The organism is Roseomonas sp. KE0001 (assembly GCF_016107285.1).
Taxonomy (GTDB): domain Bacteria; phylum Pseudomonadota; class Alphaproteobacteria; order Acetobacterales; family Acetobacteraceae; genus Pseudoroseomonas.
Map to the genome: position 1 here is coordinate 144,055 of NZ_RCVQ01000006.1, position 21,570 is coordinate 165,624.

Sequence of the window (21,570 nt, forward strand, 5' to 3'; positions counted from 1 at the left end):
TGATGCGGCGCACACCGGCGGGGACGGGACGAAGAGGACGGCGATGAGGGTGAGGCGGCGCGGGTTCCTGGGTGTTTCCATGGGCATGGTCCCGGCGGTGGCGGGTGGCGCGCGGGCGCAGCCGGCGGACTGGCCGGAGCGGCCGTTGCGCTGGGTGGTGGGCTATCCGGCGGGCGGCCCCAGCGACACCTTCGCCCGGCTGGTCGCGGGCTTCATCGGCCCGCGCCTGGGGCAGACCATGGTGGTCGACAACCGCCCCGGCGGCGGCGCCGTGCTGGCCAGCGAGACCGTCGCCCGCAGCGCCCCGGACGGCTACACCCTGCTGCACGCCGACAACGGCAACCTGGTCTACAATCCCGCGCTCTACAGCCGCCTGCCCTATGACCCCGACCACGATCTCACCGGCGTCGGCTTCATCGGCCGCTTCCCCCTCTTCCTGGTGGTGCGGCCGGACAGCCCGTGGCGGAGCCTGGCCGACTACATCGCCGCCGCGCGGCGGCAGGCGCCGAACTACGGCACGCCCGCCGTGGCCTCGCCGCACCACCTGGCGATGGAGATGCTGAAGCGCCGCGCCGGCTTCGACGCCACCCACATCCCCTATCGCGGCGGGCCGGCGGCGATGCAGGACCTGCTGGCCGGCGTGGTGGACAGCGTGCTGATCGACTGCGCGACGGGAATCCCCTTCCTGCGCGAGGGCAAGGCGCACGGCCTCGTCGTGCTCTCCGAGGCGCGCTCGGCCCAAGCGCCCCAGGTGCCGACGGCGCGGGAGCTTGGCATCCCGGATGCCGTGGCCTTCGGCTGGCAGGCGATGCATGCGCCCGGCGCCACGCCCGGCCCGGTCATCGCCCGGCTGAACGCCGAGCTGCGCGCCGCCGTCGCCGAGGCGGGGATGCAGGAGCGGATGCGCGGCCTCGGCATCGAGAGCGCGCCCTGGTCCCCGCGCCAGCTGAACGAGTTCGTCGCGGCCGAGAGCGCGATCTGGCGGCCGCTGATCCGCGAACTCGGCATCCGGCTCGACGCCTGACCCCGCCGGGGCGCGGCGGCGTGTTGTAAGCGGGCCAACACCAGGGCTACAGGACCGGAATGAATAACCCGCCGAAGCGGAACTCTCCCCTGCCTTCATCTCCGAACGAGCACGCCGCGCCGCGGCCAGGCCAGTGGGCCCATCGGCTGTCGGCCCTGTTCCGGCACCTGCGGAAGGAGGGCGGTGGCCGTTATGACGGGCTGCCGGGGCGGTTGCGGCTCTGGCTCGATGCCCGCCGCCTGCGCGCCTCGCCGCTGTTCGACACGCCCTGGTACCGCGACACCTATCCCGACGTGGCCATGAGTGGCGGCGATCCGGCCCGGCACTATCTCCGCCACGGCGTGGCCGACGGGCGCGATCCCGGCCCCGAGTTCGGCACCCTCGCCTATCTGGAGCGCTACCCGGACGTCGCGGCGGCGGGACAGAACCCGCTCCTGCACTACCTCCGCCGGGGTGCGAGCGAAGGGCGCGAGGCGGTCCGGCGGCAGGCATCGCGGCAGGCCCGGCGCGACCTGCTGCCGCTCCCGGTCTTCACCACGCCGGACCGCGACGGCCCCGGCCGCGTCACCCTGGTGACCGACAGCGTCAGCGCCGGCAGCCTGTTCGGCGGTGTCGGCACGGCACTGATCCTGGGGGCCCTGCTGGCCGAGCGCCGGTCGCAGGGCCTGCGCGTCGTCACCCGCCTGGAGGCGGCGGAGGTCGGCGGGGTGCGCCGCCTTCTGCGGATGCTGGCGCTTCCGGACACGCTGGAGATCGAGTTCCTCCACCTGCCGCCGGAGGGCCCGCGGCATCTGGAGCTGCGGCCGGCGGACCTGCTGCTCACCACCTCCTGGTGGACCACCCACGCCACCGCCGCCAGCGTCGCCCGGGAGCGCATCCTCTACCTGCTGCAGGAGGATGAGCGGATGTTCTATCCGCATGGCGACCAGCATCTGCTCTGCGCCGAGACCCTGGCGCGGGGCGCCGGGCGCGTGGTGATCAACACCGAGCTGCTGCGGCGGCACCTGGTGGAGACCGGGCTGGCCGGGATGGCCGGGCAGGCCCTGGTCTTCGAGCCGGCCTTCCCCGAGGCGAGCTATCGCTACGAGCCGCGCCCGGCGGAGGACAGGCTGAACTTCTTCTTCTATGCCCGGCCGGGGCATCCGCGGAACCTCTACCAGCGTGGCGTGGAGGCGCTGACGCGGGCGCTGGAGGAGGGCCGGATCGATCCGGCGCGCTGGCTGTTCCACGGCGTCGGCACCGGCACGCCGCTGGCGCTGCCGGCCGGCGCCGAGGTCCGCATGATCGACGGGCTGGGCTGGGACGAATACGCGGCCCTGGTGCGGCGGATGGATGCCGCGCTGAGCCTGATGTACACGCCGCATCCGAGCTACCCGCCGCTCGATCTCGCCGCCAGCGGCGCAGTGGTGGTGACCAACCGCTATGGCGTGAAGCAGTCGCTCGCGGCCTATGGCGGCAACATCCTCTGCGTCGAGCCGGATGTGGACAGCCTGGCGCGGGCGATCGGCGAGGCGGCGGCGCTGGCCGAGGACGGCGCGGCGCGCCGGCGCGGCTACGCCACGCTGCGCGTGAACCGCGACTGGCGCATGGCCATGGAGCCGGTCCTGCGCGCGCTGGATGGCGGCTGATGTTCCTGCATGGCGTGCCGCGGCTGGATTATGCCGATCCCTGGGCGCTCGGGGCGGATGCGCGGCTGGCGCAGCTCTGCCGGCCGGGGCGGATCCGCATCGCCTACTACTACGACCATCCGGATGGCAGCACCTTCCGCTACCGCTGCTACAACATGGCGCAGGTGATCAACGCCCGGATGCCGGAGGCCACGGCCTCCTGGTTCTTCCAGGCCGATGAGGCAGCGGTGCTCGACCGCATGGCCGAGGCGGCGGATGTGCTGGTCATCGCCCGGGCGCGCTATTCGGAGCGGCTGAACCGGATGATCACCCGCGCGCGGCAGCTCGGGCGGCGCGTGATCTATGACGTGGACGATCTGGTCTTCAGCATCGACCACGTGCACCTGCTGATGAACAGCCTCGACCAGGAACTGACCGAGGCCAACTGGATGTACTGGTTCGGCTATGTGGGGCGCCTGGCGGCGGTGCTGCACCTGTGCCAGCGCGCCATCACCACCAACGACTTCCTGGCCGCGCGCCTGCGCGAGCTCGGGCCGGTGGCCGATGCGCGCGTGGTGCCGAACTTCCTGAACCGCGAGCAGATGGCGGTCTCCGGGCGCGTCATGGCGGCGAAGCGGGCGAGCGGCTTCGCGCGGGACGGGCGGCTGCACCTCGGCTATTTCAGCGGCTCGCCCTCGCATGCGCGGGATTTCGAGATCGTCGCCGGCAGCCTGGCCGCGCTGCTGCGGCGCCATCCGCATCTGGTGCTGCGCCTGGCCGGCTACCTGCAGGTGCCGGCGGTGCTGGAGCCCTATCCGGACCGCATCGAGCGCCTGCCGATGCAGGATTTCTGCAACCTGCAGCGGGCGATCGGCGAGAGCGAGATCAACCTCGTGCCCCTGCAGGAGAATGTCTTCACGCACTGCAAGTCGGAGCTGAAGTTCTTCGAGGCCGGTATCGTCGGCACCCTCACCCTGGCCTCGCCCTGTCACGCCTTCCGCCAGGCCATCCGCGACGGCGAGAACGGGTATCTGGTGCGGGCGATGGACTGGGAGGAGCGGCTGGAGTCGGTGATCGGGAGGATGGACGCCTACCCCGCTTTGGCCGAAGCCGCCTTCCTCTCCTCCCGCGAGCACTATTCCTGGGAGCATCAGGTCGCCGCCATCCGGCGGGCGGTGCTGGAGGACTGAAGCCCTCCTCAGGCGGGCAGGGGGCGTTCCGGCCCGGCGGCCAGCGCCTCGGCGGCCAGCGCCCCGGCGGCGCGGCGCAGGATCTCCATCTCGGCCGGCAGCAGCCCCGCCGCCTCCGCCCGTTCGAGCGCTTCCGCCGACAGCCGCCGGGCCGGCGCGGCCAGCCGCCCCTGGCCGCAGCGCGCCAGCATGGCCAGCGTCTTCTGCAGCCGGATGCCCACCTCCACCTCGCCGGCGCCATCCCGCGCGATGGGGCGGAAGACATCGTTGAAGAAGACATCCGGCGCGATATCGGGCACGCGCAGACGCGGAAACGCGGCCTCCTCGTCCTCCGCCTTGGTCTCGGCCCAGCGCCCGAGCAGTCGCCCCAGCGCCGCCAGCACGCCGATCGCCGTTCCGGTGTCGTTGGTGGCGGCGGAGAGGGCGCGGCAGGCGATCTCGGTCAGCACGATCATGCCGTAGCGCGGGTCCTGCTCGAAGCCGCGCTGGTCGCCCAGGGTGAAGGCCTGGCGCAGCCGCTCCTCCAGCTCCGGCGAGGCGGCACGCGGCAGGTGCAGCAGCGGCCGGTAGGGGTCCAGGGCGACGCCGGGCAGCACCGCCAGATGGATGTCCTGCTCCATCTCCTCGGCCAGGCGGGACAGGGCTTGGACATCGATATGCTGCAGATAGCCGAAATCCACCGCCATGACCGGCACCGCCCCGGCGGGAAGCGGCAGGCTCCGCGCGCCGCCCAGGCGGGGCCGTTTGGCCCAGTCCCCGAGCGAGGCCGCGGCCGTGGCCTCCACCCGCGAGACCGTCTCGCCCAGGCGGCCGAAGCGCGACAGATGGTCGATCCAGCGCAGCAGGGTAACGACGATCCAGAGGATGACGCCAATGGTGACGATGAAGAGGACCACCCGCCCGCTCTCGCCATAGAAGCCGGTGCTGAGGGCGATGATGCCGACGATGCTGAAGAGGAAGCAGCCCAGGAAGGTGGAGATGGCGTTCTGCGCCTGCTGGTCCTCGATCAGCAGCAGGCTGGCGCGCGGCGTGGCGGCGTTGCTGGCGGCGGAGAAGGCCGAGACCATGGTGGTGAGCGAGAAGGTCGTCACCGCCAGCATGCTGGAGGCCAGGATGCTGAGGATGTTGTCTACCGCCGAGGCGCCGATCTGGGCGGTGAACTCATAGGGGATGAAGGGCGCCGCGACCGCCGAGACCAGGGCCGTCGCCACGGCCAGGACGGAGAAGAGGGCGGCGCGGAACCACAGGCGGCGCGTCAGCCTCCGCAGCATCCAGCGCCAGCGGCTCATCGCCCCTCCCTTCCGTGACAGGCCTGCCGCGGCGAAACGCCAGGCCCAGGGCGGGGTTGCCGCCCCCAGCGCCTTCTCAGGCCGGGACGCGCGCCCCGCGCACCGCCTCGGCCAGGTCGCGCACCTGGTCGAGCACCTTGCGGACCGTGTCGGGGCGGGCGCGGCCCTTCTCGTCCAGGCTGGCGGCCAGGGTGTCGATCAGCGCTGAGGCGACCACCGCTCCGTCGGCGACCTGCACCGCCTCCGCCGCCTGCTGCGGCGTGCGCACGCCGAAGCCGATGGCGATCGGCAGCTCGGTGAAGCGGCGGACGCGCGGGATGGCCTCGGCCAGCGCGTCGCGCGTGGCGCTGCGCGTGCCGGTGATGCCGGCGATGGCGACGTAGTAGATGAAGCCGCTGGTGCCGGCGAGCACCTTGGGCAGCCGTGTCTCGTCGGTCGTCGGCGCGATCAGCCGGATCAGGTCGAGCCCCTGCTGCCGCGCCGGATCGGCCAGCTCCTCCGCCTCCTCCGGCGGCAGGTCGACGACGATCAGCCCGTCGACGCCGGAGGCGGCGGCATCGCGGCAGAAGCGCTCCGTGTCATAGGCGAGGATCGGGTTGAGATAGCCCATCAGCACGATGGGCGTCTCGTCGTCCTCGCGGCGGAAATCGCGCACCATGGCCAGCGCGCCGGCCAGCGTTCCGCCCGCCTTCAGCGCGCGCTGCCCCGCCCGCTGCACGGTCGGGCCATCCGCCATGGGGTCGGTGAAGGGCACGCCGACCTCGATCAGGTCGGCCCCGGCCCCGGGCAGGCCTCGCAGCAGCGCCATGCTGGTCGCCGGATCGGGGTCGTAGGCCTCCAGGAAGGGCATCAGCGCGCCGCGGCCCTCGGCCCGGAGCTGCGCGAAACGGGCGGCGATGCGGCTCACAGCGTCTCTCCCAGATGCTTGGCCACGGTGAAGATGTCCTTGTCGCCCCGGCCGGACAGGTTGAGCAGGATGATGCTCTCCTCCGGCATCTCCGGCGCCAGCTTCATCACCTGCGCCAGGCCATGCGCCGATTCCAGCGCCGGGATGATGCCTTCCAGCCGCGAGCAGAGCAGGAAGGCATCGAGCGCCTCCTGGTCGTTGATGCCGACATAGGTGACGCGGCCGATCTCGTGCAGCCAGGCGTGCTCCGGCCCGATGCCGGGATAGTCGAGCCCGGCCGAGATGGAATGCGCCTCGATGATCTGGCCGTGCGGGTCCTGCAGCAGATAGGTGCGGTTGCCGTGCAGCACGCCGGGCCGGCCCTTGTTGAGCGAGGCCGCGTGCTGTTCCGTCTCCATGCCGTGCCCGGCCGCCTCGACGCCCCAGATGGCGACGTCCGGATCGTCCAGGAAGGGATGGAACAGGCCCATGGCGGAGGAGCCGCCGCCGACGGCGCAGACCAGCGCGTCCGGCAGGCGGCCCTCGGCGGCCAGGATCTGGCTCCGCGCCTCCTCGCCGATCACGCACTGGAAGTCGCGCACCATCTGCGGGAAGGGGGCGGGGCCGGCCACGGTGCCGATGCAGTAGTAGGTGTCGGCGACATTGGCGACCCAGTCGCGCATCGCCTCGTTCATCGCATCCTTCAGCGTGCCGGCGCCGGAGGTGACGGGGATCACCTCGGCGCCCAGCAGCTTCATGCGGAAGACATTGGGCTGCTGCCGCTCGACATCGGTGGCGCCCATATAGACGACGCATTTCAGGCCGAAGAGGGCGCAGGCCGTGGCGGTGGCGACGCCGTGCTGCCCCGCGCCCGTCTCGGCGATGATGCGCGGCTTGCCCATGCGTTTGGCCAGCAGGATCTGGCCCAGCACGGCGTTGATCTTGTGCGCGCCGGTGTGGTTCAGCTCCTCGCGCTTGAAATAGATCTTCGCGCCCTTGCCGGAACCGGCGCCGGCCTCGGCCCGCGCGTGCTGCGTCAGCCGCTCGCAGAACCAGAGCGGGCTCGGGCGGCCGACGTAGTCCTTCAGCAGCCGCCGCCACTCCGCCATGAAGGCCGGGTCCTGGCGCGCGGCGAGATAGGCCTGCTCGACCTCCTGGATGACCGGCATCAGGGTCTCGGCGACATAGCGGCCACCGAACTGACCGAAGCGGCCCCGGCCATCGGGGCCCTGGCGAAGCGAATTGGGCAGAGGCTGGTTCACGGGTTCCTCCGGGCTGAGGAACAGTGTTAGCCCGTGACGGGCCTGGGGGGTAGGGGGACCGCGGCCTGGCGGACGGCGGCCACGAAGGCGGCGATCCGCGCCGCGTCCTTGACGCCCCGGGCGCGCTCCACGCCGGAGGAGACATCCACGGCCGGCGCCCCGCTGATCCGCAGCGCGGTGGCGACATTGGCGGGGTCGAGGCCGCCGGCCAGCATCCAGGGGCGCGCGATCGGCCGGCCGGACAGCAGGCGCCAGTCGAAGCTGACGGCATTGCCGCCGGGCAGGCTGGCCCCCGCCGGCGGCTTGGCGTCGAGCAGGAAGCGGTCCACCGCCGGGGCGTAATCCTCCAGCCGCCGCAGATCCGCCGCGCCGGAGACGCCCAGCGCCTTCATCACCGGCAGGCCGAAACGGGCGCGGATCGCGGCGCAACGCTCCGGGGTCTCGGACCCGTGGAGCTGCAACAGGCCCAGCGGCGCCTCGGCCAGGATGGCGGCGATCTCGTCGTCGGCCGCATCGACGACCAGGCCGACCGGCACGGGCGCCGCCGCCCCGCCACGCGCGATCAGCGCCGCCGCCCGGGAAGGGGTCACGGCGCGCGGCGAGGCCGGATAGAAAACGAAGCCGGCCCAGTCGGCGCCGGCCCGCAGCGTGGCGTCATAGCCCTCGGCGTCGTTCAGCCCGCAGATCTTGATCCGCGCGGCCATCTCAGCGGGGCAGGCTGGCCGCGATGGCGGCGGCCGCGGCGCCGGGCTCGGCCGCGCCGGTGATCGGCCGGCCGACCACCAGCCAGTCCGCCCCGGCGGCGACCGCCTCCTCCGGCGTCGCCACGCGCGCCTGGTCGCCGACGGCGCTGCCGGCGGGGCGGATGCCCGGCACCACCAGCAGGGGCGCGGCGCCGAAGGCATCGCGCAGCCGGCCGACCTCCTGCGGGCTGCAGACCAGCCCGTCCGCGCCGGCCTCCAGCGCCAGCCGGGCGAGGCGCAGCACCTGCTGCGTCGGGCCGCCGGAGACACCGGTCTCGGCCAGGGCGGCGGCGGTGAAGCTGGTCAGCACCGTCACGGCCAGGATGGCAGGCCGGGCCGGGCCGGCGGCTTCCTCGGCGGCGCGCCGGGCGGCCTCGATCATCGCCGCGCCGCCGCCGCCGTGCAGCGTCAGCATGGCGGGCGGGGCGCTGCCGGCACAGACCGAGCGCACGGCGCCGGCCGCGGTGTTCGGGATGTCGTGGAACTTCAGGTCGAGGAACACCGGCCGGTGCGCGGCGAGGCGGCGCACCACCGCGGGCCCGGCGGCGCAGAACAGCTCCAGCCCGACCTTCACCAGCCCGACATGCGGCGCGACGGCGCGCGCCCAGGCCTCGGCGCGGTCGGCCTCGGCGGTGTCGAGGGCGGCGATGATCCCGGCGCCGTTCGGCCTCGGCAGCATCTCAGCGGGCCAGGAGGGCGGCGCGGGGCGGCGCGCCGGGGCGGGGCGGCACCAGCGCGGCCTCGGGCGGCGGCGGCTCGTAGCGCGCGCGCATCTCGGCCAGCTCCGCCTCCAGCAACTGCGCCGCGCGCTGCATCCGCCGCGCCCGGCGCCTGTAGGCGAGCGAGGCGCCCCAGGCGAGCAGCGCGCCCAGCAGGAAGGCGAGCGCCGCCGCGCCGAGCACGGCGCCGGCGAGCGGCACCTGCCAGACTAGGTCGAAGGGCCAGAAGCGCAGCGACACCGGCTCTGTGTTGGAGATGGCGAAGAGCACCAGCACCAGCAGCAGGAGAAGGGTGAGGAGGGAGCCGATCAGTCTCATGATGCACTCGCTGGGCTGCGCGGGCCTCGCTTCGGGTCCTGCAGGGGCCCGCCATTGACGCGCTCGCGCAGTTCCTTGCCGGGCTTGAAATAGGGAACGGACTTGCCTTCCACCTCAACCGCCTCGCCGGTGCGCGGGTTGCGCCCGGTGCGCGGATCGCGGCGCTTGGCGGTGAAGGCACCGAAGCCGCGCAGCTCGACACGGTCGCCGCGCGCCAGGGCGTTGGTGATCTCGTCGAAGATGGTGCCGACGATCAGCTCGACATCGGGCTGGCGCAGGTGCGGATTCGCCGCGGCGAGCTGGGCGATCAACTCGGACTTGGTCATGGCGCCGCTGTCTCCTGCTGTCGCCCTGCGTCAGGGCCGATCACCGGGGAAGCTGCCAAACGGCCCGGGCTCCGTCAATCGCAAGCCATTCTGAAACCAGGGCTTTCATCGCGGCGCGCAGGGAGAGGCCCAGCATCCGCTCGGCGGTGCCGCGCGGGTCCATCTCGCGCAGCGCGGTCCCGGCGGGGATGCCGTGCGCCTCGGCCAGCCAGGCGCGCGCCTCGGCCTCGCCGCCGATGGCATCGACCAGCTTCAGTTCCAGCGCCTGCCGTCCGGTATAGACGCGGCCATCGGCCAGCGCGGCGACCTGCTCCCGTGGCAGCCCGCGGCCGGTGGCGACCAGGCCGACGAACTGGGCATGCATGTCGGCGATCACCGCCTGCAGCGCCTGCCGTGCCTCGGGTGTCATCGGGCGGAAGGGATTGGGCTGACCCTTCAGCGCGCCGGAGGTCAGCATCTCGGCGCGGATGCCGAGCATCTCCATGAGTTCGCTGGCCTCGAAGGATTGCAGGATGACGCCGATCGAGCCGGTGAGGGTCGATTCCCGGGCGAAGACGCGCTCCGCCGGCAGGGCGATCATGTAGCCGGCCGAGGCCGCCGTGCCGCCCATCACCGCCGTGAGTGGCTTGCCGGCGGCGCGGAAGCGCGCCAGCGCGTGGTGCAGCCCCTCGCCCCCGGCCACGGTGCCGCCCGGACTGTCGATGGCCAGGATCATGCCCCGCACGGCGGGGTTCCTGGCCGCCTCGTCGATCGCCTCGATCACCTTGCGGTCGTCGGTGATGGTGCCCTCGACCGCGAGCCGCACCAGGTGCCCGCCGGCGACATCGCCGAGGCCCCGGCCGAGGATGGCGAAGAGGGCGGCGGCGGCCAGCAGCACGGCGGCGACCCGCCAGGCCAGCAGCCGGCGCTTGAGCCTGCGGCGGTCGACCAGCAGGTCGTGTTCCAGGGATGCGGTCATGCTGCGCGCATCCATGGCGGGGGAAGGGGGGGAGGGTCAAGCGGCGGCGCGCGCCCCCGGGGAGCGATGCGGCCGGCGGATGCCGCCGGGAGGAGCGGCGGGGGCTCCTCCCGGCGGTGTCTCAGACGGCGTGGACCTTCGCCTCGCGGTCCCAGAAGCGCAGCGTCCGGCATGCCGCGACGAAGGCCTTGGCATCCGCCGCGCTGGCCAGCGGGATGAAGCCGTCATCCGGATCGGTCAGCCCGGCCTTGTTGAACAGCGGCTGCGCCGTCTCGGTATGGGCGATGAACTTGGCATGGGCATAGGCGTCGGTGACGAAGTCCCGCGCCGTCGCCTCGCCGGCCAGCAGGTCAGCGCCCTCGGCCGAGGGCAGCACGGCCACCGCGTCATAGAGCACCGAGGGGCCGCCATTGACCTTCTGCTTCGCCGGGACCGTGCTGCCATCGCTCAGCATCACGCCGCCGACCTTCGGCGCCACCAGCTCCAGCAGGGCGCCCTCCGCCTCCAGCGCGGCTTTGAGCGCCTTGAGCACCGCGGCGTCGGTGCCGTCGGTCACCAGGGCGCCGACCTTGCGGCCGCCGAAGTCCTGCGGCCCGTTCTTCAGGATGCTGAGCGCCGGGGAGGGCGGCAGCCCCGTCACCACCGGGCGGGCCGGCGGCGCCGCGGGCGGCAGTGGGGAGAGGCCCAGCCCATCGGCCACCATCGTCGCCAGCCCCTCGTCCACGTTCAGCAGGTGCGACACCACCCGGGCGCGGATCGCGGGGGTCTCCACCTTGCTCAGCTCGAAGACGAAGGCGTTCTTGATATGCGTCTGCTCGACCGGCGTCTGGCTGAGGAAGAACTGCCGCGCCTGGCTGTAATGGTCGGCGAAGAGCTCGGCGCGGACGCGGCGCTTCTCGCCGCTCTCGGGCGCCGGCCAGGAGCGGAAGCCGCGCTCGGGGCATTCGCGCGGGCCGCCGGCCGATCCCCAGGAATTGGGCTCGTAATTGGCGCGCCCCTTCGGGTTGCGCATGGCCATGTGACCGTCCTGCTGGAAATTGCAGACGGCGGTCTTGGGCGCGTTGACCGGGATATGCGTGAAGTTGGGGCTGCCGAGGCGCTTCAGCTGCGTGTCGAGATAGGAGAAGTTGCGGCCCTGCAACAGCGGGTCGTTGGTGAAGTCAATGCCGGGGACGATGTTCTGGGTGCAGAAGGCGACCTGCTCCGTCTCGGCGAAGAAATTGTCCACGCAGCGGTCGAGCACCAGCCGGCCGACGCGCTGCACCGGCACCAGCTCCTCGGGGATGATCTTGGTGGAGTCGAGGATGTCGAAGTCGAAGCTGTCGGCGAAGGCCTCGTCGAAGAGCTGCAGCCCCAGCTCCCATTCCGGGAAGTCGCCCATCTGGATGGCGTCCCAGAGGTCGCGGCGGTGGAAGTCCGGATCGGCGCCGTTCAGCTTCACCGCCTCGTTCCAGACCACCGACTGCAGGCCGAGCTTCGGCTTCCAGTGGAACTTCACGAAGGTGGAGCGGCCCTCGGCATTGACCAGGCGGAAGGTGTGCACGCCGAAGCCTTCCATGAAGCGGAAGGAGCGCGGGATGGTGCGGTCGGACATGATCCAGAGCGCCATGTTGACGGCCTCCGGGCTCAGCGAGATGAAGTCCCAGAAGTTGTCATGCGCCGTCTGCGCCTGCGGGAAGCCACGGTCCGGCTCCTGCTTGGCGGCGTGGATCAGGTCGGGGAACTTGATCGCGTCCTGGATGAAGAAGACCGGGATGTTGTTGCCGACGAGGTCCCAGTTGCCTTCCTTCGTGTAGAGCTTGACCGCGAAGCCGCGCACGTCGCGCGCCACGTCCGGCGAGCCCTTGTTGCCGGCGACGGTGGAGAAGCGCACGAAGGCCGGGGTCTTCTCGCCCTTGCGCTGGAACAGGTCGGCGCGGGTGAGGTCCGAGAGGGAGTCGTAGAGCTCGAAATAGCCATGCGCGCCGAAGCCGCGCGCATGCACGACCCGCTCCGGGATCCGCTCATGGTCGAAGTGGAAGATCTTCTCGCGAAAGTGGAAGTCCTCCAGCAGGCTCGGGCCGCGCGGGCCGACCCGCAGGGTGTTCTGGTCGTCGGCCACGGGAATGCCCTGCTGCGTGGTCAGCACGGGCACCTCGCCCTCCGCCAGCTGATGCGTCTCGCCACCCTGACCCCGCAGGATCTGGGCATCGGCGATCTCCGCCGGGGTCAGGGGGTCGCGCGTCGGATCGGCCGTCATGGGCAGGGTCTCCGGTTCTCGTGAAGCCGCTCACGCGTCGGGGAACGCGGGGCGGGGAGCGGGCAGGGTGAGAACGCGGCAGGGCGGCGGGCGTTGAGCCACGAAAGTCCGAAACGCGAACGCCCCGGGTGGAGGACCACCCGGGGCGCCGCGAAAGCCCGTCCCGGCACGGGGCCGGGACAGCGGTTCGAGGATCAGTCCTCGGTCGCCATCTGGTTGCGGCGGCGGATGGCCGCGCCCAGGATGTCGCCCAGGGAGGCGCCGGAGTCGGCGGTGCCGTACTCCTTCATCGCCTCGCGCTCCTCCTCCACTTCCTTGCCCTTGATGGTCAGGGCCAGGCGGCGGGCGGCGCGATCCACGGCCGTCACCTTCGCATCGACCTTCTCGCCGATGGCGAACTTGTCGGGGCGCTGGTCGCCACGGTCGCGCGCCAGCTCGGCGCGGCGGATGAAGCCGGTCAGCACGTCATCGACCTTCACCTCGATGCCGTTCTGCTCGACCTTCGTCACCACGCAGGTGACGATGTCGCCCTTGCGGACGCGGTCCAGCACCTCGGCGGCCGGATCGGCCTCGAGCTGCTTGATGCCGAGGGAGATGCGCTCCTTCTCCACATCGACGTCGAGCACCTTGGCCTTGACGATCTGGCCCTTCTGGTACTGCGCCATGGCCTGCTCGCCGGCCACGTCCCAGGACAGGTCGGACATGTGGACCATGCCGTCGATCTCGGGCGCCAGACCCACGAACAGACCGAACTCGGTGATGTTGCGGATCTCGCCCTCGACGATCGAGCCCGGGCCGTGGCTCTCCAGGAACAGCTCCCAGGGATTGCCCTGGGCCTGCTTCAGGCCCAGCGAGATGCGGCGCTTCGGCTCGTCCACGTCCAGGATCATCACGTCGACTTCCTGCGAAGTGGCGACGATCTTGCCCGGATGGACGTTCTTCTTGGTCCAGCTCATCTCGGAGACGTGGACCAGGCCCTCGACGCCCGGCTCCAGCTCCACGAAGGCGCCGTAGTCGGTGATGTTGGTCACGCGGCCCGAGAAGCGGGCGCCGACCGGGTACTTGATGGATACGCCCTCCCACGGGTCGGACATCAGCTGCTTCATGCCGAGGCTGATACGCTGCGTCTCGGAGTTGAAGCGGATGACCTGCACGCGGACCTGCTGACCGATGGTCAGGGCCTCGGAGGGGTGGTTGATGCGGCGCCAGGCGATGTCGGTGACATGCAGCAGGCCGTCCACGCCGCCGAGGTCCACGAACGCACCGTAGTCGGTGATGTTCTTGACCACGCCGTCGAGGATCATGCCCTCCTTCAGGCCCTGGATCAGCTCCGAGCGCTGCTCGGCGCGGGTCTCTTCCAGCACGGCGCGGCGGGAGACCACGATGTTGCCGCGGGCGCGGTCCATCTTCAGGATCTGGAAGGGCTGCGGGCTGCCCATCAGCGGGCCGACGTCGCGCACCGGGCGGATATCGACCTGGGAGCCGGGCAGGAAGGCCACGGCGCCGCCGAGGTCGACGGTGAAGCCACCCTTGACGCGGCCGAAGATCACGCCGTTGACGCGCTGCTGCGCGTTGAAGGCCTTCTCCAGATTGGTCCAGGCCTCCTCGCGGCGGGCCTTCTCGCGGGACAGGACGATCGAGCCGTCACGGTCCTCGTAGCGCTCGACGAAGAGCTCGATCACGTCGCCGGGCTGCACCTCGGCCTTCTGGCCCTGGGGCGCGAATTCCTTGAGGGGCACGCGCCCCTCGCTCTTCAGCCCGACATCCACGACCGCGAAGTCATCGTCGACCCGGATCACCTTGCCGGTGACGACGGAGCCGGCGAAGCCGGTGTCAGCGCCGAGCGTCGCATCGAGCAGCGCGGCGAAATCCTCGGTGCCGGCGGAGGTCGTGGACAGGCTGTTGGCATTTGCCATGAAGCGGAGTGTTCCTAACATCGCCCGGGAGAGGATCCCCGGGCCGATTCCTGCGCCCCCGCGGAACGGGAACGACTTGGCCGGGCGCATCCCTCGGGACCTGCGCCAACCGACCCTGTGACGATAGGCGGTGTGTCGGCCCGCCTGTTCCCGGCCCGGCGGGCTGGATGCGCTTCACGAGGGAAGGAGCATCGCCGGGCCGGACACTCCGGGGCCCTGCGGCCTCGAAGTCCAGCGTTCGCCTAGGCCAGAGTCAGGCCGGGCGTCAAGCCGAATCCGACAGGACTGTAACGTTCCGGGAAAATCCAGCCGGATTCGGGACTTGGCGGCACCGCGGCGGTGGCCCGCGGGCCGTTCCCGCGATCCGGATGCACCCCCGATCCGCTTGGCCGGCTAGAGGCCCAGGCGCTCCCGCACCAGGGTGCGGGCGGCGGCGAAGGCGGCCTCGGCATCCAGCGCCGTGGTGTCCAGCAGGACCGCGTCCCGCGCCGGCTTCAGGGGGGCCACCGCGCGGCCGGCATCCTGGGCGTCGCGCGCCTGCAGCTCCGCCAGCACCACCGCCGGGTCGGCGGCGACGCCGCGATCGCGCAACTCCAGCCAGCGGCGCCGCGCCCTCTGCTCGGCGCTCGCGGTGACGAAGAGCTTCAGCGGCGCCTCGGGGAAGACGACGGTGCCGATGTCGCGCCCGTCCATCACCGCGCCATGGGTCCGGCCGAAGTCGCGCTGCCAGTCGAGCAGGGCGGCGCGCACGGCGGGCAGGGCGGCGACGGCGCTGGCGGCCCGGTCCGCCTCCGGGCCGCGCAGATCGGCACGGTTGAGGTCGGCCGGGGTGAGGCCGCGCGCCGCAGCCTCGGCGGCGGCGGCGTCGCGCGGGTCGCGCCCGGCCTCCAGCACGCGGCGCCCGGTGGCGCGGTAGAGCAGGCCGGTGTCGAGATAGGGCAGGCCGAGCGCGGCGGCGAGGCGCCGGGCCAGGGTGCCCTTGCCGGCCGCGGCCGGCCCGTCCACGGCGATGACGGTCGCGCTCATGCCGCCGTGTTCAGCCGCCGCAGGGCATCCGTTCCGGCGGCCCGGTTGATGAGGTCGGCGAAGCCGGGGAAGGAGGTGTCGATGAAGCTGGCATCGTCCACCGTGACCGGCGCCCCGGCCGCCAGGCCGAGGACCAGCGCGCTCATGGCGATGCGGTGGTCCATATGGGTCACGACGGTGCCGCCGCCGGCGGGGGGGTGGCCGGTGCCGTGCACCAGCATGTCGTCACCCTCGATCTCCACCCGGACGCCGTTGGCCGCGAGCAGGGCGGCGGTGGCGGCGACGCGGTCGCTCTCCTTGACCCGCAGTTCCGCGAGCCCGCGGAAGCGGCTGACCCCCTCGGCGCAGGCGGCGGCGACGGCCAGGATCGGGTATTCGTCGACCATCGAGGGCACGCGCTCCGGCGGCACGTCCACGGCGCGGAGCGCGCCGGCGCGGGCGGTCAGGTCGCCGGCCGGCTCGCCGCCCTCGGTGCGCGCATTCCCGACCTCGAGGTCGGCGCCCATCTCGCGCAGCGTGGTGAACAGCCCGGTGCGCAGCGGGTTCAGCCCGACATTCTCCACCGTCAGCGCCGAGCCCGGCACCAGCAGCGCGGCGACCAGCGGGAAGGCGGCGGAGGAGGGGTCGCCCGGCACGGCGATGGGGGCGGCCGTCAGTTCCGGCTGGCCTTCCAGCTCGATGACGCGGCGGTGGCCGTCGGCCTCGACCCGCACCGTGGCGCCGAAGTGGCGCAGCATGTTCTCGGTGTGGTCGCGCGTCGCCTCCGGCTCCACCACGCGCGTCACGCCGCGGGCGCAGAGCCCGGCCAGCAGCACGGCGGATTTCACCTGCGCCGAGGCCATGGGCAGGGTGTAGTCGAGCGGCAGCGGCGCGGCGGCGCCCTCGATGGCCAGCGGCAGGCGGCCGCCGGCCCGGCCGGAGAAGCGCGCGCCCGAGGCGGAGAGCGGATCGGTCACGCGCTTCATCGGCCGCTGGCGGAGGCTCGCGTCGCCGGTCAGCACGGCGAAGATGGGATGGCCCGCGAGCAGCCCGCAGATCAGCCGCGCGGCGGTGCCGGAATTGCCCATGTCGAGCACGTCGCCCGGCTCGACCAGCCCGCCGACGCCGCGCCCGGCGACGCGCCAGTGCCCCTCGCCCAGCCGCTCGACCGTGGCGCCGAGCGCGCGCATGGCCGCGGCGGTGCGCAGCACGTCCTCGCCTTCCAGCAGGCCGGTGATCCCGGTCTGGCCGACGGCCAGCGCGCCGAACATCAGCGCCCGGTGGCTGATCGACTTGTCGCCGGCGACGGTGAGACGCCCGGACAGGCCGCGCATCGGCCGGCTCGACCGGAGCGGGCGGGGAGGGTTGTCATGGCCCATGGTGGCCGGGGTTTGACATGGGGCGGGGTGCGTGGCAATGCGCGCCGGATTTTCTCGGCCGGCCCGTCTTCCGACCCTCCCTGGCCCGCCTTTCCCGGGATACACAACGCTGATGGCCAAGCCTGAACTGGGACTGAAACGCACCTGCGTCGCCTGCGGCGCCAAGTTCTACGACATGGCGCGCCAGCCCGCCGTCTGTCCGAAATGCGGCACCGAGCAGCCCGCCGAGCAGCCCCGCCTGCGCCGCGCCGCCGCGCCGGTGGAGGAGAAGGTGAAGAAGCGGGTCGTCCCCGCCGAGGGCGATGTCGAGGACGATGTCGAGCTGGAGGACGTCGATTCCGACGACGCGCTGGACGACACCGAGGAGCTGGACGACAGCGAGGACGACCTGGACGCCGAGATCGAGGTCGAGACCGACCGCGAGGAAGAGAACTGAGAGGCCGGGGCGGGCGCCGCCCCGTCCCGTCATGAGGGCCCGGGCGCGTGCAGCGTCCGGGCCTTTTTCTTGGGGTGCTGCGCCGGCGGGGCCTCAGCCCGGCTCGGTCAGCGCGTCCAGGTCGAGCGTGGAGCGCCGGCCGAGATCGGCGCCATGCTCGCGCAGGAACCGGTCCGCCGCCTCCCGCCCGGTGTCGCGCAGCAGCGTCAGGAAGGCCCATTCGGCGTTCAGCTTGGAGCCCTGCCCGAGCTCCGCCAGCGCCGTGCTGGCGATGCGGTGGATGCGCATCCGGGCCCAGAGCGCCCCCTCGCACTGGCCGGGCTGCGCCACCTGGCGCAACACCGCGATCATGCGCAGCTCCTTCAGCAGCGGCGCGTTGAAGGAGATCTCGTTCAGCCGGCTGGCGATCTCGCTGGCCGTGCGCGGCGTCTCCGCCCGCTCCACGGGGTTGATCTGCACCAGGATGGTGTCGTGCGAGTCGCATTCCCGCACCAGGGGCATGATGGTCGGGTTGCCGGAATAGCCGCCGTCCCAATAGGGCTCGCCCTCGATCTCCACCGCCTGGAACAGCGTCGGCAGGCAGGCCGAGGCAAGCAGGACCGGGGGCGTGATCTCGGCATTGCGGAAGATGCGCGGCTGGCCGGTGCGGACCCGCGTGGCGGTGACGAAGAGGCGGATGGGCGCCCGGGCCAGGGCGCCGAAGTCGATGGCCTCGTCGAGGATGCGCGACAGCGGATTGGTGCCGCGGGGATTGAGGTCATAGGGCGAGAAGACCCGCGCCAGCATCTCCAGCCCCTGATAGACGGGCGAGTTGTCGAGCGACCAGTTGCCGAGCAGCACATCGAGCGGGCCGCGCCGCAGCGGGCTGAGCAGGGCGGCCTCGGAGACGCGGCGCCAGAAGGCCTCCAGCGCGGCGCGGGCGGCCTCGCGGCCGCCCCGCGCATGGGCGGCGACCAGCACGGCGGCGTTCATCGCCCCGGCCGAGGTGCCCGAGATGCCGTCGGGCAGCAGCCACTCCTCCTCCAGCAGGCGGTCCAGCACGCCCCAGGTGAAGGCGCCATGGGCGCCGCCGCCCTGCAGGGCGAGGTCGATCGGGAGGGCATTGCGGGGATCGGGGCGGGGACCGGGCTGCATGGCGGCAGTCTGGCCCCGCCCGCCGGAGGACGGAAGCCCGTTCGGACCGCCCCGACTGGGCCTCGCCCCGCTCCCCGCCCGCCGGTGTTTTCACCCGCGCGCCGCCCCTTCACCTTGACGGCGCCCCCGCCCACTTGCCCCAATGGACGGCAATCGCGGCCCCGCTTCCTGCCCAAGGCCGCCCGAGCGGAGGAACCCATGACGGATCACAGCGTGATTCCGGTGCAGCCCGAACTGGCGAAGCGCTCGCATGCCGATGCCGCCCGGCGCCAGGCCATGGTCGAGGAGGCGGCGCGCGATCCCGAGTCCTTCTGGCGGAAGGAGGCGCGGCGCATTCCCTGGATGACCCCGCCCACCAAGATCAAGAACACCAGCTTCGAGGGCGAGGTCTCGATCCGCTGGTTCGAGGACGGCGTGCTGAACGCCTCGGCCGCCTGCCTGGACCAGCACCTCGAGGCGCGCGGCGATCAGGTGGCGATCATCTGGGAGGGCGACGACCCGGACTCCGACGCCAGGGTCACCTATCGCGAGCTGCACGAGCGGGTCTGCCGCCTGTCCAATGCGATGAAGGATCTCGGCGTCAGGAAGGGCGACCGCGTCACCCTCTACCTGCCGATGATCGTCGAGGCGGCGGTGGCCATGCTGGCCTGCGCGCGCATCGGCGCGGTGCATTCCATCGTCTTCGGCGGCTTCTCCCCCGACAGCCTGGCGACGCGCATCCAGGAGAGCGAGAGCACGCTGCTCATCACCGCCGACGAGGGCCGGCGCGGCGGCCGCAAGGTGCCGCTCAAGACCAATGCCGACGAGGCGCTGCGCAACTGCCCGACGATCCGCGACGTGATCGTGGTGCGCAACACCGGCGGCGAGGTGCCGATGCAGGAGGGGCGCGACCACTGGTTCCACACCCTCTGCGAGGCCGCCTCGCCCGATTGCGCGCCGGAGCCGATGAACGCCGAGGACCCGCTGTTCATCCTCTATACCTCCGGCTCCACCGGCAAGCCCAAGGGCGTGCTGCACACCACCGGCGGCTACATGGTCTGGGCCAGCTTCACGCACGAGCTGGTCTTCGACTACCGGCCCGGCGAGGTCTACTGGTGCACCGCCGATGTCGGCTGGGTCACCGGGCACAGCTACATCGTCTACGGCCCGCTGGCGAACGGCGCGACCACGCTGATGTTCGAGGGCGTGCCGAACTGGCCGGGCGTCGACCGCTGCTGGCAGGTGGTGGACAAGCACAAGGTCAACATCTTCTACACGGCGCCGACCGCCATCCGGGCGCTGATGCGCGAGGGCGAGGCGCCGGTGAAGAAGTGGTCGCGCCAGTCGCTGCGCGTCCTCGGCAGCGTGGGCGAGCCGATCAACCCCGAGGCCTGGCTCTGGTACTACCGCGTGGTGGGCGACGAGCGCTGCCCGGTGGTGGACACCTGGTGGCAGACCGAGACCGGCGGCATCCTGATCGCGCCGCTGCCGGGCGCGGTGGACCTGAAGCCCGGCTCCGCCACCCTGCCGCTGCCGGGCGTGCAGCCGGCGCTGGTGGACAATGACGGCGCGCTGCTCGAGGGCGCGACCGAGGGCAACCTCGTGATCCTCGATTCCTGGCCCGGGCAGATGCGCACCGTCTATGGCGACCATGAGCGCTTCAAGCAGACCTATTTCGCGACCTTCCCCGGCAAGTACTTCTCCGGCGACGGGGCGCGGCGCGACGAGGACGGCTACTACTGGATCACCGGCCGGGTGGATGACGTGCTGAACGTCTCCGGCCACCGCATGGGCACGGCCGAGATCGAGAGCGCGCTGGTCGCCCATCCCAAGGTGGCCGAGGCCGCCGTGGTCGGCATGCCGCATGAGCTGAAGGGGCAGGGCATCTACGCCTATGTCACGCTGGTCTCCGGCGAGGAGCCGACGGAGGCCCTGCGCAAGGAGCTGGTGGTCTGGGTGCGCAAGGAGATCGGCCCGATCGCCTCGCCGGATGCCATCCAGTGGGCACCGGGCCTGCCGAAGACGCGCTCGGGCAAGATCATGCGCCGCATCCTGCGCAAGATCGCGGCGAACGAGACGGACAGCCTGGGCGACATCTCCACCCTGGCCGATCCGACGGTGGTCGAGGAGCTGGTCGGCAACCGGGTGGGATGAGGCGGCGCGGGGACCGGAAGGGCGTGATGGAGCAGGATCGCCCCCCCGTCCGCTGCCGGGGATGGCCGGCCGGGCGGGGAAGCGCCCGCAGGCCCCTGCCGCCGCGCCGGGCCGGCGCGTGACGGAGCACCATGTCATCGCCTCGGGCGGCTTCTCGGCCGGCATCCGCGCGCTGGGCGCCGAGCTGACCAGCCTGCGCGACGACCGCGGCGCCGAATGGCTCTGGCAGGCGGGGCCGGAATGGCGCCGCCATGCCCCGGTGCTGTTCCCGATCGTCGGCCGGCTGGCGGGGGACCGGCTGCGCCATGCCGGGCGCGAGCACCGGCTGACGCAGCACGGCTTCGCCCGTGACCGCCGCTTCGCCTGGGTGCGGCGCGACGCGGACCGATGCCGCCTGCGCCTGGCCGACGACGCCGCGAGCCGCGACGCCTTTCCCTTCGGCTTCGTGCTGGAGCTGGACTACGCCCTGGCGGGGCCCCGCCTGACCGTCACCGCCATCCTCTCCAATCCCGGGGCCGAGCCGTTGCCCTGCGCCCTTGGCGCGCATCCGGCCTTCCGCTGGCCGCTGCCGCACGGCCCAGGCGAGAGGCCGGCGGAGAAGGCGGCGCACCGGCTGGTGCTGGAGCGGGCGGAGGCCGGGCCGTTGCGCCGCCTGCGCGACGGCCTGCTGCGGCCGGAGCCGGAGCCGCCGCCCTTCGCGGAGCGGGTCTGGCCGCTCTCGCCGGACCTTTTCGCCGGGGATGCGCTGATCCTTCCCCGCCTCGCCAGCCGCGCCATCCGGTTCGAGGCGCCGGGCCGCGGGCTGACCCTGTCCTGGGAGGGCTATCGCGACCTGGGCCTCTGGTCGAAGCCGGAGGGTGCCGATTTCCTCTGCATCGAGCCCTGGTACGGCATGGCCAGCCCGGAGGGATGGCAGGGCGATTTCGTGGACAAGCCCGGGCTGATGCTGCTGGCGCCCGGCGAGAGCCGGCGGCTGGCCTGGAGCGTGGCGCTCGACTGAGCGGCG

Annotated in this window: 19 protein-coding genes; 6 read left to right on the forward strand and 13 right to left on the reverse strand. The window is 72.4% G+C overall.

Annotated features, from left to right (window positions below; all coding sequences use genetic code 11):
• Window positions 1-79 precede the first annotated feature (79 nt).
• The 3 genes from D9598_RS13580 to D9598_RS13590 are packed head-to-tail and all read left to right on the forward strand — an operon-like array spanning window position 80 to window position 3,821.
• A complete protein-coding gene (locus tag D9598_RS13580; RefSeq protein ID WP_232477208.1) occupies window positions 80-1,024 on the forward strand; it encodes a tripartite tricarboxylate transporter substrate binding protein in 945 nt (314 codons plus the stop codon).
• Between the two features lie 59 nt (window positions 1,025-1,083).
• Window positions 1,084-2,652 (forward strand): hypothetical protein, encoded by a 1,569-nt coding sequence (locus D9598_RS13585; protein ID WP_198367066.1) that lies wholly within the window; start codon window positions 1,084-1,086, stop codon window positions 2,650-2,652.
• The gene (locus D9598_RS13590) at window positions 2,652-3,821 is read left to right on the forward strand and encodes a hypothetical protein (protein WP_198367067.1); all 1,170 of its coding nucleotides are present in this window, start codon (window positions 2,652-2,654) and stop codon (window positions 3,819-3,821) included. Before D9598_RS13585 ends, D9598_RS13590 begins: the two co-directional genes overlap by 1 nt.
• Before the next feature lie 8 nt (window positions 3,822-3,829).
• Here D9598_RS13590 and D9598_RS13595 read toward each other — a convergent pair whose 3' ends face one another.
• From D9598_RS13595 to aroA, 12 genes are all read right to left on the reverse strand, one after another.
• Entirely contained in the window at window positions 3,830-5,110 is a 1,281-nt protein-coding gene (locus D9598_RS13595; RefSeq protein WP_198367068.1) for a DUF2254 domain-containing protein, read from the reverse strand.
• Window positions 5,111-5,186: 76 nt separating this feature from the next.
• Entirely contained in the window at window positions 5,187-6,017 is an 831-nt protein-coding gene (gene trpA / locus D9598_RS13600) for a tryptophan synthase subunit alpha (RefSeq protein WP_198367069.1), read from the reverse strand.
• Window positions 6,014-7,258: a tryptophan synthase subunit beta gene (gene trpB, locus D9598_RS13605; protein WP_198367070.1), complete on the reverse strand. Its 1,245-nt coding sequence runs from the start codon at window positions 7,256-7,258 to the stop codon at window positions 6,014-6,016. The genes trpA and trpB overlap by 4 nt, the downstream gene beginning before the upstream one ends.
• Before the next feature lie 26 nt (window positions 7,259-7,284).
• Window positions 7,285-7,962: a phosphoribosylanthranilate isomerase gene (locus D9598_RS13610; protein WP_198367071.1), complete on the reverse strand. Its 678-nt coding sequence runs from the start codon at window positions 7,960-7,962 to the stop codon at window positions 7,285-7,287.
• Between the two features lies 1 nt (window position 7,963).
• Window positions 7,964-8,680, reverse strand: a complete 717-nt coding sequence (gene pyrF / locus D9598_RS13615) for an orotidine-5'-phosphate decarboxylase (protein ID WP_198367072.1) — start codon at window positions 8,678-8,680, stop codon at window positions 7,964-7,966.
• A 1-nt stretch (window position 8,681) separates the two neighbouring features.
• Window positions 8,682-9,038, reverse strand: a complete 357-nt coding sequence (locus D9598_RS13620) for a lipopolysaccharide assembly protein LapA domain-containing protein (protein WP_198367073.1) — start codon at window positions 9,036-9,038, stop codon at window positions 8,682-8,684.
• Window positions 9,035-9,364 carry an integration host factor subunit beta gene (gene ihfB / locus D9598_RS13625; RefSeq protein WP_198367074.1) on the reverse strand — a complete coding sequence of 110 codons (330 nt, stop codon included), beginning with the start codon at window positions 9,362-9,364 and terminating at the stop codon, window positions 9,035-9,037. Before ihfB ends, D9598_RS13620 begins: the two co-directional genes overlap by 4 nt.
• 40 nt (window positions 9,365-9,404) lie before the next feature.
• Entirely contained in the window at window positions 9,405-10,322 is a 918-nt protein-coding gene (gene sppA / locus D9598_RS13630) for a signal peptide peptidase SppA (RefSeq protein ID WP_232477209.1), read from the reverse strand.
• Between the two features lie 121 nt (window positions 10,323-10,443).
• Window positions 10,444-12,561 (reverse strand): catalase, encoded by a 2,118-nt coding sequence (locus tag D9598_RS13635; protein ID WP_198367076.1) that lies wholly within the window; start codon window positions 12,559-12,561, stop codon window positions 10,444-10,446.
• A 194-nt stretch (window positions 12,562-12,755) separates the two neighbouring features.
• Window positions 12,756-14,477, reverse strand: coding sequence for a 30S ribosomal protein S1 (rpsA, locus tag D9598_RS13640; protein ID WP_198367077.1), 1,722 nt, complete (start codon window positions 14,475-14,477; stop codon window positions 12,756-12,758).
• Between the two features lie 393 nt (window positions 14,478-14,870).
• Window positions 14,871-15,503 (reverse strand): (d)CMP kinase, encoded by a 633-nt coding sequence (cmk, locus tag D9598_RS13645; protein ID WP_198367078.1) that lies wholly within the window; start codon window positions 15,501-15,503, stop codon window positions 14,871-14,873.
• Entirely contained in the window at window positions 15,500-16,861 is a 1,362-nt protein-coding gene (gene aroA, locus D9598_RS13650; RefSeq protein ID WP_198367079.1) for a 3-phosphoshikimate 1-carboxyvinyltransferase, read from the reverse strand. The genes cmk and aroA overlap by 4 nt, the downstream gene beginning before the upstream one ends.
• Before the next feature lie 112 nt (window positions 16,862-16,973).
• Here aroA and D9598_RS13655 point away from each other — a divergent pair, with 112 nt between their 5' ends.
• The gene (locus D9598_RS13655; protein WP_198367080.1) at window positions 16,974-17,297 is read left to right on the forward strand and encodes a TIGR02300 family protein; all 324 of its coding nucleotides are present in this window, start codon (window positions 16,974-16,976) and stop codon (window positions 17,295-17,297) included.
• Window positions 17,298-17,390: 93 nt separating this feature from the next.
• Here the strand turns inward: D9598_RS13655 and D9598_RS13660 are convergent, their stop codons facing one another.
• Complete coding sequence (locus D9598_RS13660) at window positions 17,391-18,431, reverse strand: patatin-like phospholipase family protein (RefSeq protein WP_198367081.1); 1,041 nt, start codon at window positions 18,429-18,431, stop codon at window positions 17,391-17,393.
• 198 nt (window positions 18,432-18,629) lie between these two features.
• On the opposite strand from D9598_RS13660, the gene acs reads away from it, so the two are divergent.
• Window positions 18,630-20,564: an acetate--CoA ligase gene (acs, locus tag D9598_RS13665; protein WP_198367082.1), complete on the forward strand. Its 1,935-nt coding sequence runs from the start codon at window positions 18,630-18,632 to the stop codon at window positions 20,562-20,564.
• A 118-nt stretch (window positions 20,565-20,682) separates the two neighbouring features.
• Window positions 20,683-21,564, forward strand: a complete 882-nt coding sequence (locus tag D9598_RS13670) for an aldose 1-epimerase family protein (RefSeq protein WP_370592023.1) — start codon at window positions 20,683-20,685, stop codon at window positions 21,562-21,564.
• Window positions 21,565-21,570: the final 6 nt, after the last annotated feature.